Here is a 942-nt window from a genome sequence, read left to right as displayed (position 1 = left end):
GCGCGGCCCGAGCGCAGCGCGTCCATGCGCACCGCCTCCGGCCGCATGTCGAGCTCCTCGATGATGGGACCGAGCGGGGGCACGAAGTTCCGCGCGCGAGCGCCGGTGGACCACACCACCTCGACGGTGCGCGCGGCACGGTCGACGGTAACGGGCGCGGCCAGGGCGCGGCAGGCGGCGATCGACTGCCCAGCGATGGGCAGTCGATCGGGCAATGGCGTGGCCTCCGGCGCGGGGGAGCCCCCGCCCGGGTCGATCGGCTCTGTCATGGGATGCTCCTGGGGCGGCGCCTTACGGCGCGGCGAAGCCCTGCGCGTTGACGTAGACCTGGGCGCCGGTGGTGATGCAGGCGACGTTCATCGCCGTGGCAGCGGTGCCCCGCAGCGGCGTCGGGAAGGTGATCTCGACCGGCGCCGGCATCGCCGCCGCCAGCAACTGCCGCCAGATCACCGTCGCCCCATCCTTGATCACCACCTCGGTCGCCACCGTCGGATGCGCGTTGCGGAGGTCGATCGAGGTCACGTAGTTGCGGATGCCCGCCGCAGCCGCCGCCCGGAGCACCACGTCGGTGGTAGTGATGATCCCGCCCGCCGCAGCCGCGGTCTGCCAGTCGGCCTCGGGGATGGCGTAGGGCTTGGTGACCAGCGCGCCGATCAGCGTCGCCAGCAGATCCACACCACGCGCCGTGGTGACGGCAATCGGGTTGGCCGAGTAGCCCGTCGCCGCCAGCACCGGGAGCGCACCGCTGGTGTTGCGCGCCTGGCCACCCACCGGCGTGACCGCCGGCGGGATGGTGCTGAGGACGTTCACGCCCAGCCCCTGGCCTGCAACCGACTGGCCGCGGCCCGCCGTGATCTCGGTGGTGAGCTCGGCATAGTCGGCGATGGTGACGAACTGGACCCTGATGTCGGTGTTCGAGGCCGGCGCCAGGTTGCGGCTGAC

At 72.6% G+C, this 942-nt stretch carries 2 pseudogenes; both read right to left on the bottom strand.

Annotated features, from left to right (window positions below):
- Nucleotides 1-269 (bottom strand): annotated as a pseudogene (locus J3S20_RS29930) (prohead protease/major capsid protein fusion protein); the annotation flags it as partial.
- Nucleotides 270-291: 22 nt separating this feature from the next.
- Nucleotides 292-942 (bottom strand): annotated as a pseudogene (locus J3S20_RS29925) (ubiquitin-activating E1 FCCH domain-containing protein); the annotation flags it as partial.

The organism is Falsiroseomonas tokyonensis (assembly GCF_019024325.1).
GTDB lineage: Bacteria > Pseudomonadota > Alphaproteobacteria > Acetobacterales > Acetobacteraceae > Falsiroseomonas > Falsiroseomonas tokyonensis.
This window is presented reverse-complemented; position numbering and strand designations above follow the sequence as displayed.